Source organism: Caldibacillus thermoamylovorans, assembly GCF_000751775.1.
Lineage (GTDB): Bacteria > Bacillota > Bacilli > Bacillales > Caldibacillaceae > Caldifermentibacillus > Caldifermentibacillus hisashii.
The window spans coordinates 70757-82597 of record NZ_CCRF01000010.1 but is presented as its reverse complement, the minus strand read 5'-3'; the positions used below and the strand labels follow the sequence as shown (position 1 = coordinate 82597).

Sequence of the window (11841 nt, the reverse complement as noted above, 5' to 3'; positions counted from 1 at the left end):
ATGACATACACCGCCTGGATTATTTTGACAGCATCTTTAGTCGGTTTATCATGCGGTTTGATCGGTGTCTTTTTAATTTTACGGAAAATGGCTATGATGGCTGACGCTATTAGCCATACCGTTTTACTTGGTATTGTTGTTGCATTTATTATTACGCAAGAACTGACCGGAGTCCATATGCTCATCGGTGCCATTATTGCAGGACTTTTGACCGCCTTGTTTGTCCAATGGCTCAACTCTTTAGATGTGCAACAAGAGGCGGCCATTGGAATTGTATTCACAACCCTTTTTGCCATCGGGGTTATTTTAATTGAAGCTTTTGTCGGAAATGCCCATTTGGATGTCCAGCATGCTTTAATGGGGGAAATCACATTTATTCCCTGGAATAGAATTACGTTGCCAATCGTGGGAAGCATTCCAAAAGCTGCAGCCATCTTAACTCTCGTGTTTTTTGTTGTTTTATTATTTATTATCGCTTTCTATAAAGAATGGAAAATTACCACTTTCGATCCCGGACTTGCCGCAAGTGTCGGGATACCGGTTCTTTTTATGCACTATCTGTTTATGAGTCTGGTTTCAATTACAACGGTGGCTTCCTTTGACGCGGTTGGGGCGATTATGGTCGTTGCGATGTTAATTACCCCGGCAGCCTCCGCATATCTTTGGACCGATCGACTGCACATGATGCTTGTTATCAGCGGATTATTTGGAGTCGCTTCCGCCGTCATCGGATATTTTATTGCTGCTTGGATTGATACTTCTATTTCCGGGTCTATGGCATTTGCAACCGGGCTTATCTTTTTAGCCAGTTACTTATTATCGCCAAAACATGGTTTGCTTGCCAAGTATTTAAAGCCGGAAGAGACGTTCGAATAAGGCCATTGAAAAACTATTTAAAAAGATATACTAACATATATAGTATGATAAAACCCGATAATATATCTAAATACGGTGTTTAGCAAGATTATTACGCACTTTTTCAGTGGTCTCCGTTCGAATAATTGTTTTGTCTGTAAAAACTATGACTCGAAATTAGTGTAGCTTATCTTAAATACAAATATTATGTATGCGAAAGACTGCCCATCAATCAGGAAAAGAATTTTTCTATCATTCGTTTTCCAGTTGTTGCCTTCAATTCAAATTCATGTTATTATCATTACAATACTATATAAAGTATTAACCAGTCCATTAAATACACAATATATTGAAAACTAGCAAGTTAAGGTGCTTTTAGAAGCTTAATAGGGAATCCGGTGAAAATCCGGAACTGTCCCCGCAACTGTAACTGCGACGAAAGGATATAAACCACTGCATCTCCTTTGATGCGGGAAGGAATCTAAGTAGGATGAAGCATAAGTCAGGAGACCTGCCATAACTTGTTCAAGTTTCAATTCTTCGGGGGATAAGGAGATGAAACGATAGTAAGATACTTTATGTATGCTTCTTTCTATCGTTTAATCCGCTTCCCTTGAGCGGATTTTTTTAGTTTAATTGGAGGATGATTTTATGGCAACAACTACACTAGAACATGAAGGAATCAATCAAAAAGAATTGGCGGCCATCATTGATCAAATGACAAACCCTTTTCCCGCCATTGACACAACCGAGTATAAAGAAAAAATTTTTCGAAGTGTTGAATTCAAGAAAAATATAAACTCCGATCAATTAACGAAATTATTCATTACCACTGCGCTTGAAAACGTTGATGAAGCAAATCGTGCCTGGTCCTATATAGCTGCACGATTTTATCTTGACCAGCTGTATAAAAAAGCAAGCAAGAACCGCGGCTATCCGGCAGAACAAAAATATGGAGACTATTACCATTTACAAAAAATACTCGTTGATAAAGGCATTTATTCTCCAAAAATACTAGAAAAATATACAAAACAAGAAATCATGGAATTAGCAAAAATCATTGAGCCGGAACGTGATTTTCTTTTTGACTATATTGGTTTACACACATTAGCTACGAGATATTTAGTCACGGACCATGAGAAAAATACGTATGAATTACCTCAGGAACGTTGGCTTACGATTGCTTTATTTCTTATGCAAGACGAACCGAAAGAATTACGCTCTGTACTCGTACGTGAAGCTTACTGGGCATTATCGAATCTGTATATGACTGTGGCAACCCCGACTTTGGCAAACGCCGGACTCTCTTACGGTCAATTATCCAGTTGTTTTATTGATACCGTAGAAGATTCATTGATTGATATTTATAACTCAAACACCGATGTAGCAAGACTTTCAAAAAGTGGTGGTGGAATTGGCGTTTATATTGGGAAAGTACGGAGTCGAGGAAGTTCCATTAAAGGGTTTAAAGGAGCATCGTCCGGTGTTATTCCTTGGATTAAACAGCTGAATAACACAGCGGTTAGTGTCGATCAGCTTGGGCGGCGAAAAGGAGCTGTTGCCGTTTACCTTGATGTTTGGCATGCCGATATTCTTTCCTTTTTAGACCTGAAATTAAATAATGGTGACGAAAGACAGCGTGCCCACGATATTTTTATCGGTGTTTGTATTCCTGACCTTTTTATGGAACAAGTGGAGAAAAGAGGAGACTGGTACTTATTTGATCCGCTTGAAGTGGAAAAAGTCATGGGATTTCGCATGGAAGATTTTTATGATGAGAAAAAAGGAGAAGGTTCATTCCGAAAAAAATATTTTCAGTGTGTAGAAAATGATGCCCTTTCGAAAACAAAAGTTCCGGCGATCCAAATTATGATACGAATGATGAAGTCACAACTTGAGACCGGTACGCCGTTTATGTTTTATCGGGATGAGGTAAACCGAAAAAACCCAAATAAACATGCCGGCATGATTTATTCCAGCAATCTTTGTACCGAAATTATGCAAAATATGTCACCAACCGTTCAATATAATGAAACGATTGACGGCGATACAATCATTACCTATAAAAAAGTTGGCGATATGGTTGTATGTAATCTATCCTCAGTCAATTTGGGAAAAGCCGTTCCGGACGATGTACTTGATCGACTCATTCCGATTCAAGTTCGGATGCTTGATAATGTCATTGATTTGAACACAATTGAAGTCAAACAGGCCACGGCCACGAATAAAAAATATCGTTCTATCGGACTCGGTACATTTGGCTGGCATCATTTATTGGCGCTTAAAGGGATTCATTGGGAATCAGATGAAGCTGTTCAATTGGCTGATCAATTATATGAAAAAATTGCCATGTTGACAATAAAGGCCAGCGCAGACTTAGCAAAAGAAAAAGGAGCGTATCCACTTTTTGAAGGTAGTGATTGGCAGACAGGAGCTTATTTCCAAGATCGAGGCTATCTGACCGGAGACAACGCCGGGAAATGGAACGACATTATGCTTAATGTGAAAAAATACGGCATTCGTAACGGTTACTTGATGGCAGTCGCACCGAACTCAAGTACGTCGGTTATCGCCGGCTCTACAGCGAGTATCGACCCGATCTTTAAACCGTTTTACTATGAGGAAAAGAAAGATTATAAATTGCCGGTTGTTGCTCCTGACTTGGACCATCGAACATATGATATTTATCGGCGATCCGCATATATTGTCGATCAACGCTGGTCAATTAAGCAAAATGCAGCGCGCACTCGCCATATTGATCAATCAATTTCATTTAATTTTTATGTACCGCATACAATTAAAGCGCAAATTTTACTGGACTTACACTTACAAGCTTGGAAATCAGGGTTAAAGTCAACCTATTACGTCCGTTCAACCGCCACGGATATCGAGGAGTGCGAATGGTGTGCCTCTTAATTTCTAAATGTTGTTTGAATCATATTGACAAATATTGAAGGAGATGACAATGAATGCGCGCTATGGTTTGCTATGCAAGTTTCAGCGGGAATACAAAAGAAGTGGCTGAACTAATCTCCGGCAATTTATCGGAAGAAGGGGCAACGGTAGACATGTATCGAATCACAAATCGAAACCTCTCGATACCGGACCCTTCCATGTTTGATGCACTGTTTTTGGGGAGTTTTACATGGGCAAAAGGAGCTACTCCCAAAATCGTTAAGGACTTTGTTTATCAACTGGGCTATAAACCGGAAAATGTCTTTGTTTTTGGCACCGGTGACACACAATTTGGCGGGGATGATTTGTTTTGTAAAGCTGCGGACAAATTGGCGAAGTTTTATGCTTCCCCCCTGCCTCCGTTAAAAATTGAACAAAGTCCGCGGGGTACCCAAGAAGGGAAAGTAATCCAATGGACAGAAGGAGTTGTCAACTATTGTCAGCAATACTTAATAAAGTAAAAGTTTTAGAACCGGAAAATCCAAATAAATCGACGGCTTTGTTTGGCGGAAAAGCAAGCGGAATATTAAATTGGAATGATCTCGCTTATCCGCATTTCTATGATTATCGGGAACAAATTCGCGCGTTATTCTGGCGGGCAAGTGAAGTCGATATGACGCATGACATTAAACAATTTCCCCAACTTTCCGAGGCCGAACAAGAAGCTTTTTTGAAGATTATTGGCTTATTGGCTACATTGGACGGACCGCAAACCGATATTGCGATGCGGATTGCCGATTTTGCCACCGATCCATCGGTAAAATCAATTATGGCAACAATTGCCGACCAAGAAAGCGAGCATAATCACAGTTATGCCTATGTGTTGTCATCGGTTACGACATTTGACCGGCAATTGGAATCATTTGAAACCGGTCGGCGGGATCCGGTTTTATTAAAACGGAATGAACGAATTATGGATGTATATAATACCTTTGCGGCTGAACCGACCATTATACATGTGTTAAAAACGATGGTTTACAGCTCTTTACTTGAAGGTTTATTCTTTTATTCCGGTTTTGCCTTCTTTTATCATTTGGCAAGACAGCAAAAAATGGTCGGTACATCGACAATGATTTCTTATATAAATCGGGATGAATTGCAGCACGGTAAATTTATAAGCGAGCTGTTTCGAGCAACACTGGCGGAAAACCCTGCGTATAATACAGAGCAATTTACCGACTGGGTTTATGAACAGTTTCAATATGCCGTTGAGCAAGAAACGATTTGGAGTCGTTATGTTTTGTCCGACATTGACGGGATTGATTTAGTGGAAATGGAGGGCTATATTAAATACCGAGCCAACAAAATGCTTCGTTTATTGGGATTAAGTGATTTATATTCGGATCATACCGAAAATCCGATGAAATGGATCCGTGCCTATATTGACAATTTCGATGATACAAAAACCGACTTTTTTGAACAAAAATCCCGCCAATACACCAAAGTCGGGGATTTGAACGGGTTTGATGAGTTGTAATTATATAAAAAGTGACAAATAGCCTATCTCCTACACTCCTCTGATTGTTTAAGGAGGTGGTGGGCGTTCAGATCCGCGAATAATGGACCATTGTCTTTGTTCTAAACGAGGATTACTTTGGTTGATTAGTCAATGTTTTTCACTATACCGATTGTAATCCAGATTTTTCATGAGCATCCATTAAAGAGATTGTTTTTTACTTTATTTCCTTGATTTTTTATGATAGGATACCAATATATAAACGAAACGAATATAGAAATACAATTGAATATGTAGAAGTACAATTAGGAGGAGTCTGTCACCAAGGGATAAGTATACCCTTAGTAACAGGCTCTTTTTGTATGTTTTTATCCTGATCTTAAGCCCCCTGCGCAAGATTTCGGGTTTACAAAAAAGGTAGATGGGAATTTTAATAAAATAGGGAAAGGTGGAATCTTATGTTTATTCTTCAATTAGCACTTATTATTTTTGCAGCCAAACTTGCGGGAAGCCTGAGTATAAAGTTTGGTCAACCTTCCGTATTGGGAGAAATCATTGTCGGGATTTTATTAGGGCCTTCTGTATTCGGATTAATCAGCGCGTCAGATACACTATCAACATTCAGTACAATTGGTGTTATCCTGCTCATGTTCATCGCCGGACTAGAAACGGATCTTGATGAATTTAAACGTTCCGGTAAGTCATCAACCATTGTGGGTTTCAGCGGAATTATCGTCCCGTTATTTTTAGGATATCTTGCAGGAGCAATAATGGATTTAACGAACTTACAATCTTGGTTTTTAGGTGTTATGCTATCAGCGACAAGTGTAAGTATTTCTGTTCAAACCCTAAAAGAACTGAATCAGTTAAAAACTCCTGAAGGTACGACTATATTAGGGGCAGCCGTTATTGATGATGTTGTTGTCATGATCATTTTAGCCTTCTTAATGAGTTTTGTTGGTGGCGGGGATATATCGTTAACAACATTAGTAATAAAGAAAGTATTGTTCTTTGCTGTAGCTATTGTAATTGCTTGGAAAGTAGTCCCATGGGTAATGAATCATTTTACCAAGTTACCCGTTAGTGAAACGGTAATTTCAACTGCTTTGTTTATTTGTTTTGTCTATTCATTTGCAGCTGAATACACGGGGGTTGCTAATATTATTGGAGCTTATATTGCCGGTATAGCCATTAGCCTGACCAAATTCAAGCATGAAGTTTTTGAAAAAGTGGAAACGATTAGTTACTCGATTTTTGTTCCCGTATTTTTTGCCTATATTGGTATTTCGGCGGAGTTTATAGGTATTCTCGATCATTTAGGTACGATTATTCTCCTTAGTATATTGGCGATCTTAACTAAATTTGTAGGTGCGGGGCTGGGTGCTAAACTATCCGGATTTGGTTGGAATAGCTCAATGGGAATTGGTTCGGCAATGGTTTCCCGGGGTGAAGTTGCATTAATCGTAGCGACAATGGGCTTATCAGCAAATTTAATTACCCAAGATTTATATGCTTCGTCCATCGCTGTTGTTATTATAACGACCGTTGTTACACCCCCAATGATGAAATGGTTTTTCCAATCAAAAAACCAAACACAATCAGTCCGTAACTAATTTGATTCTTGAAATGGGGTTGTCAGCATCTATGACTATAGTTGCTGACTTTCTTATACGTTCATATTTTAGGTTTTACGTATAGCTGGTTGGGTCCTTCAAAGCATAGTCTTTGCGGTTGAGAAGAAAATTGTTTACTTATTGGCTGTACCAAAGTAAAAGGTTATCGATTTATTTAATTGACAATTTTCATATTTTCAACTAAACTTTAATTGACCAGTGGTTAATAAGGAGGATAATAATGGCGCCAAGAAAATCCGCTGAACAAGAGCTTTCAAGGGAAATGATTATGGACCGGGCACGGGAATTATTTGTGACAAAAGGTTATCAACATGTATCAATGAGACAAGTTGCGAAAGAATTGAATTGCAGTCATGGGGCAATTTACTATCATTTTAAAAATAAAGCAGAGCTATTTTATGCACTCGTCGAAGAACATTTTCAAATGTTAGACCAGGTTTTAGATCATATTATGAATGAAGATCTCCATTCCACAGAAAAATTGAAAAAAATTATGTTAGGGTTTATTAAATTTGGATTAACTTATCAAAATCATTACGAAATCATGTTTTTAATTAAAGAAGAAGATGTATTAAACTTTATTAATCAGGGACCAAATAAAAGTTATGATAAATTTGCCCAAGCATTATCTCTACTAAGTGATGGAAAATTATCGATTCAAGAAATTTGGTGTATCTTCCTTTCCTTACACGGATTTGTGACACATTATATTCGCCATGTTGTTTCTTATAATGAAGTGGAACAATTAGCTCAGTTTCATGTCAACTTTTTGTTGAAATCAATTTTGTGATTAGCACCCCCAAAGATTTTATTGGAAAATTTCGTCAAAAATAATGTTATTTAGATTTATCGAGTTTCAATACATTGTAAATTGAGCGTTCTTTTTTGAATAATGGGCTTTTGGGGTGATTACAAATTTTTTTAATAACATTTGACCAGTGGTTAATAAAATTTTAGGAGGAATCTTTATGAAAAGAGCATTAGTTTTGGGCGCATCCGGGGGTATGGGGTATTCTATTGTGAACGAGTTGACTGACAGGGGAATCGAAGTTATCGCTTTTGCACGGACAAAAAAGAAGCTAGAGAAACTTTTCAGTGCTAAGCAAAATGTAACGATTTTTACAGGTGATATTTTTAAATTAGAGGATTTGATGGAAGCTGCAGCAAATGTGGACATTATTTTTCAAGCAGCAAATATTCCCTATCCTGAGTGGGAAGAAAAACTTGTCAACTTTATCGGTCAAGTTGTTCAAGTTACCGAAACGAAGAACATTAAATTAGCCTTGGTTGATAATATTTATGCATATGGGAAGAATCCCGGTATAAAGGTAAATGAACAAACACCGAAAAATCCACATACGAAGAAGGGAAATATTCGACTTCAAGTGGCAAACATGGTCATGCAAGCAAATAATAAATCTTTTATTGCTCACTTTCCTGATTTTTATGGACCAAATGCTGAAAATACACTTCTTCATTATACCTTACAGAGGGCCTTGGCAAATAAACCGTCCATCTACATAGGGAATCAAAAGATTGCAAGAGAGTTCATTTTCACCCCGGATGGTGCTAAAGCGCTGGTGGAACTTGCCTTAAATGAAACAAGCTATGGGGAAGAGTGGAATATTCCCGGACACAGTGTCATTACAGGAGAGGAAATAGTCAAGATTATTCGAGAGTTAACCGGATATAATAAAAAAGTCTTTACGGTTACAAAATCAATGATTCAAATGCTCGGATTATTTAACCCAATGATGCGTGAAGTAGTTGAATTGTTTTACTTGAATGAAGATCCGGTTGTGTTATCAGGCGAAAAATTTGAAAGACGAATCGGCCCGCTACCTCGAACATCTTATTATGATGGACTGAAACAAACGATTGACTATATGAGAGGAACGGTAAAAGTATAATATAGTTCTCGTCGGCATTTTTGAGGCGTGAAATGGCAATTTTTAGCGATGACACCTGTTCTCGTCACCATTTTGAGTCGAGAAACTCCACTTTTTGGCGGCGAGACCACTTCTCGTCGTCGTTTTGTGCCACGAAACCTCACTTTTTGGCGACGAGACCACTTCTCGTCGTCGTTTTTGCGCGGGAAACCTCCTTTTTTGGTGACGAGACCACTTCTCGTCGTCGTTTTGTGCCGGAAAACCTCACTTTTTGGCGACGAGACCACTTCTCGTCGTCGTTTTGTGCCGCAAAACCGCATTTTTTGGCGACGAGACCACTTCTCGTCGTCGTTTTTAGACGGAAAACACTATATTTTGGCGACGAGACCCTTTCTCGTCGTCGTTTTGTGCCGAAATAGCCCATTTTTTGGCGACGAGACCTTTTCTCGTCGTCGTTTGGAGGCGGGAAACCTTCTTTTTTGGCGACGAGACCACTTCTCGTCGTCGTTTTGAAGCGCGAAAACTACTTTTTTGGCGGCGAGACCACTTCTCGTCGTCTTTTTGAGCCGCAAAACCGCATTTTTTGGCGACGAGATCCCTTCTCGTCGTTAATTTTTGGCAAGGCGCTACCGATTCTGTAATTGAAAACCTCTTTTTAAACCCACTGTTTACAACCAAGATTTATGGGGGTATGATAGTATAGTACTTTCGTATCGATGAAAAAAGGAGTTGAATTTTTATGAGTAGTCAAATAAGCGACGACCCCAGACCCGGACAGATTAACGGGAAAGTCATGAATTGCCCGGTCCAACCATGGTTGAATACTGATAAAAATTCAACTATACTTGGGGGCATTTTTTGACTTTCTCGAAAATGAGGAGGTAAGAAAATGTTAAAAATTTATTTATCCGATGAACTTGGCGTTCTGGAGGAAAAAAATGAAATTACCCGAGGATGTTGGGTCAATTTAATTTCACCTACAGAAGAGGAAATTATTAAACTATCAAACGAATTAGATTTACCAATTGAATTTTTAAAGGATCCATTGGATGAAGAGGAACGTTCCCGGATTGAAAAGGATGAAGGAAACATCTTGATTATTGTCAATATTCCCCTCGCTTCCATGGATGAGCATAATAATATGATTTATGACACCATTCCATTGGGCATTATTTTTACAAAAGGTTGCTTCATCACTGTTTGTTTAAAAGACAATCCGATTTTACAAAGTTTCACAAAAAATAAACTTAAAAACTTCTTTACTTACAAAAAAACAAGATTTTCCTTACAAATCCTGTATTTCATGGCAACCTCCTACCTGAAGTATTTAAAACAAATCAGCAAACTATCAGACACAATTGAAAAACAACTGCATGAATCGATGAAAAATAAAGAACTCTTTTCGTTATTAAACTTAGAAAAAAGCTTAGTTTATTTTACAACTTCCTTGAAATCAAACAATTATGTAATGCAAAAAATACTCAGAGGCAATTATTTAAAAATGTATGAAGATGATCAAGAACTGTTGGAAGATGTCATTATTGAACATCAACAGGCGATCGAAATGGCCGATACGTATACGAATATTTTAAGCAGTATGATGGACGCATTTGCCTCAGTCATATCAAATAATGTGAATAATGTCATGAAATTATTGACGTCCATAACGATTATCATGGCAATTCCGACAATGGTTGCAAGTTTTTATGGGATGAACGTTGCAATTCCCTTCCAAAATTACCAACATTCATTCCTATTTGCGATCATCTTGTCTTTTGTTTTATCTTCAGTGACAGCAGTTATTTTTTGGAAAAAGAAGTTTTTTTGACAAAAGAAGAACCGGGCATTGTTCCCGGTTTTTTCTGTTTGTGATTAATGCGTGTGGGATTAAGTTCAAAAAATCAATCCAAGCAGTCCAATGCTGTTTCCTCTTTGAATATGGGGGTTATATTCGAAAGTCAATCTAAGTGGTGCATTGCTGTTTCTTCTTTAAATTTTGGGGTTATATTAAAAATTCAATCTAGGCAGTACATTGAGTATGGAATTATGTGCAAAACTAATTTCAAGAGCCTTTCTCCCTGAAATCAATCTCGTCCGGTTCGTTGAGATATTTTTCCATTAAAATCCGGCCATTCCCATCAAACTCGACCCCTTCTTTCTTTAACAATGCAACTTGAATAAATCTTGATTCGTCATCTTTAATTGCAATTTCACCTTTTGCATTGACTACACGATGCCATGGGAGATGATGGATATGACTTATTGCGTGCAAAATACGGACAACTTGCCTAGCTGCCCGCGGATTTCCGGCAAGTCTGGCAATTTGACCATATGTCATTATTTTGCCTGCAGGTATTGAGAGAATAATCTTAATTGTTCTTTCGGTAAACTTGTTCATTTTCATACCACCTATAAAATCATCGGCTTCGTAAGTTTTTCCCTAGTAAAAATAATTTTGTTGGAATAAGTCGTTACCCGGTTAGGCACAGCGAAGGAAAACAACGACCCCATCACAAAGTATTGCCAAACCCAGTTATTGCTTTAACCACGAAACCAAGGAAAGTTGATAACAAAAGATACAAACCTATCCAATCATTATGTATTAGAAAATCAAGTTTATTATACAAAAAAAGGCTGCTAACGAATATGGCGTTATGTTATTTTTATTCTTAGTGTCTATAAAATTTTACTTTTCTTATTTGAAACCTAAGGGAGCCGACTCCTATTTCGAAAGTCGGCTTTTCGCATTACTTCTGCTATTAGCAAAAAATAAGCAAATATAATTTAATTTTCATCATCCGTTTTATCAATTTGTTCTTTTACATTCCGTTTATTTCCCTTGCTATTATCTCCACTAACCGGCGTTTGTCCATGTAATTCTGGTGAATTTTGATTTTTACTTCCTTTATTGTATTTCTTTGTCATGAAACTTCCTCCTTTCATAATCAAAGAAAAGTTTTCCCTATTTTTAAATACTTCATGTGTATAAGTAGAGAAAACTGTGAAAATGCCTGTTTATCTTCAATATCACAGGACATATCCTGGCCGGAGA

General features: G+C 37.8%; 12 protein-coding genes and 1 riboswitch. Of the genes, 10 read left to right on the top strand and 2 right to left on the bottom strand.

The window, feature by feature from the left end:
- The 10 genes from BT1A1_RS01540 to BT1A1_RS01505 all read left to right on the top strand — a co-directional run bounded on the left by BT1A1_RS01540 (position 1) and on the right by BT1A1_RS01505 (position 10617).
- Positions 1 to 876 (top strand): metal ABC transporter permease, encoded by an 876-nt coding sequence (locus BT1A1_RS01540; RefSeq protein ID WP_034767358.1) that lies wholly within the window; start codon positions 1 to 3, stop codon positions 874 to 876.
- Between the two features lie 329 nt (positions 877 to 1205).
- Positions 1206 to 1389, top strand: a riboswitch (cobalamin riboswitch).
- 117 nt (positions 1390 to 1506) lie between these two features.
- Entirely contained in the window at positions 1507 to 3771 is a 2265-nt protein-coding gene (locus BT1A1_RS01535; RefSeq protein WP_034767356.1) for a ribonucleoside-diphosphate reductase subunit alpha, read from the top strand.
- Between the two features lie 53 nt (positions 3772 to 3824).
- Positions 3825 to 4271 carry a flavodoxin gene (locus BT1A1_RS01530; protein ID WP_034767354.1) on the top strand — a complete coding sequence of 149 codons (447 nt, stop codon included), beginning with the start codon at positions 3825 to 3827 and terminating at the stop codon, positions 4269 to 4271.
- Positions 4223 to 5287 carry a ribonucleotide-diphosphate reductase subunit beta gene (locus BT1A1_RS01525; RefSeq protein ID WP_034767352.1) on the top strand — a complete coding sequence of 355 codons (1065 nt, stop codon included), beginning with the start codon at positions 4223 to 4225 and terminating at the stop codon, positions 5285 to 5287. The genes BT1A1_RS01530 and BT1A1_RS01525 overlap by 49 nt, the downstream gene beginning before the upstream one ends.
- Before the next feature lie 437 nt (positions 5288 to 5724).
- Positions 5725 to 6879 (top strand): cation:proton antiporter, encoded by a 1155-nt coding sequence (locus tag BT1A1_RS01520; RefSeq protein ID WP_034767349.1) that lies wholly within the window; start codon positions 5725 to 5727, stop codon positions 6877 to 6879.
- Positions 6880 to 7120: 241 nt separating this feature from the next.
- Positions 7121 to 7690 (top strand): TetR/AcrR family transcriptional regulator, encoded by a 570-nt coding sequence (locus BT1A1_RS01515; RefSeq protein ID WP_034767346.1) that lies wholly within the window; start codon positions 7121 to 7123, stop codon positions 7688 to 7690.
- Positions 7691 to 7868: 178 nt separating this feature from the next.
- Positions 7869 to 8810, top strand: coding sequence for an SDR family NAD(P)-dependent oxidoreductase (locus BT1A1_RS01510; protein ID WP_034767344.1), 942 nt, complete (start codon positions 7869 to 7871; stop codon positions 8808 to 8810).
- 27 nt (positions 8811 to 8837) lie between these two features.
- The gene (locus BT1A1_RS18370) at positions 8838 to 9302 is read left to right on the top strand and encodes a hypothetical protein (protein ID WP_156103137.1); all 465 of its coding nucleotides are present in this window, start codon (positions 8838 to 8840) and stop codon (positions 9300 to 9302) included.
- Positions 9269 to 9430 (top strand): hypothetical protein, encoded by a 162-nt coding sequence (locus BT1A1_RS18365; protein WP_156103136.1) that lies wholly within the window; start codon positions 9269 to 9271, stop codon positions 9428 to 9430. Before BT1A1_RS18370 ends, BT1A1_RS18365 begins: the two co-directional genes overlap by 34 nt.
- A gap of 248 nt (positions 9431 to 9678) precedes the next feature.
- Positions 9679 to 10617 (top strand): magnesium transporter CorA family protein, encoded by a 939-nt coding sequence (locus BT1A1_RS01505; RefSeq protein ID WP_034767342.1) that lies wholly within the window; start codon positions 9679 to 9681, stop codon positions 10615 to 10617.
- 234 nt (positions 10618 to 10851) lie between these two features.
- Here the strand turns inward: BT1A1_RS01505 and BT1A1_RS01500 are convergent, their stop codons facing one another.
- A complete protein-coding gene (locus tag BT1A1_RS01500) occupies positions 10852 to 11187 on the bottom strand; it encodes an MGMT family protein (RefSeq protein WP_034767340.1) in 336 nt (111 codons plus the stop codon).
- Between the two features lie 386 nt (positions 11188 to 11573).
- Entirely contained in the window at positions 11574 to 11714 is a 141-nt protein-coding gene (locus BT1A1_RS18985; RefSeq protein WP_162835917.1) for a hypothetical protein, read from the bottom strand.
- Between the last annotated feature and the right edge of the window lie 127 nt (positions 11715 to 11841).

Bases quoted from the DNA above. Each gene is read 5' to 3' on its own strand.
- BT1A1_RS01525 (WP_034767352.1), top strand. From the start codon at position 4,223: ATGGACAGAAGGAGTTGTCAACTATTGTCAGCAATACTTAATAAAGTA.
- BT1A1_RS18985 (WP_162835917.1), bottom strand. From the start codon at position 11,714: ATGACAAAGAAATACAATAAAGGAAGTAAAAATCAAAATTCACCAGAA.
- BT1A1_RS01535 (WP_034767356.1), top strand. From the start codon at position 1,507: ATGGCAACAACTACACTAGAACATGAAGGAATCAATCAAAAAGAATTG.
- BT1A1_RS01520 (WP_034767349.1), top strand. From the start codon at position 5,725: ATGTTTATTCTTCAATTAGCACTTATTATTTTTGCAGCCAAACTTGCG.
- BT1A1_RS01505 (WP_034767342.1), top strand. From the start codon at position 9,679: ATGTTAAAAATTTATTTATCCGATGAACTTGGCGTTCTGGAGGAAAAA.
- BT1A1_RS01540 (WP_034767358.1), top strand. From the start codon at position 1: ATGACATACACCGCCTGGATTATTTTGACAGCATCTTTAGTCGGTTTA.
- BT1A1_RS01530 (WP_034767354.1), top strand. From the start codon at position 3,825: ATGCGCGCTATGGTTTGCTATGCAAGTTTCAGCGGGAATACAAAAGAA.
- BT1A1_RS01510 (WP_034767344.1), top strand. From the start codon at position 7,869: ATGAAAAGAGCATTAGTTTTGGGCGCATCCGGGGGTATGGGGTATTCT.
- BT1A1_RS01500 (WP_034767340.1), bottom strand. From the start codon at position 11,187: ATGAACAAGTTTACCGAAAGAACAATTAAGATTATTCTCTCAATACCT.
- BT1A1_RS01515 (WP_034767346.1), top strand. From the start codon at position 7,121: ATGGCGCCAAGAAAATCCGCTGAACAAGAGCTTTCAAGGGAAATGATT.